The following is a 329-nucleotide window of genomic DNA, read 5'->3' as shown; positions in this document are numbered from 1 at the left end:
CCGTGGTGGCGGCGCAGACGACACGCTGTGGTGTTTTAACGAAGAGCCCGTCGTCCGAGCCATTGCGGACTGCCAAACGCCCACAGTCGTCGCGATCGGCCATGAGGACGATGAGACGCTGTCCGAACGTGTCGCAGACAAAGCGGCGATCACACCGACTCAGGCTGGGGTCGTGGCGACGCCTGATATGCGTGCTGTCCGTGACCAAGTAGTCGCACTCGAACGCCGACTAGAAATTGGATACGCGGCGATTGTCACCGACCGCTTGGACGCTATTACCCGTCGGGTCGACAACGCGATCGTCAGTATCGAACGAGCAGCAGACAATC

General features: G+C 60.5%; 1 protein-coding gene. It reads left to right on the top strand.

Features of this window, described 5'->3' with window-relative positions; all coding sequences use genetic code 11:
- Positions 1 to 329, top strand: a 329-nt coding sequence (locus EXE45_RS18515) for an exodeoxyribonuclease VII large subunit (protein WP_274595499.1), incomplete at both ends; no start/stop codon positions are given.

The organism is Halorubrum sp. SP9 (assembly GCF_005435015.1).
In the GTDB taxonomy this organism is placed as follows: domain Archaea; phylum Halobacteriota; class Halobacteria; order Halobacteriales; family Haloferacaceae; genus Halorubrum; species Halorubrum sodomense.
The sequence above is the reverse complement of the archived record's forward strand: the minus strand, read 5'-3'. Positions and strand labels throughout refer to the sequence as shown.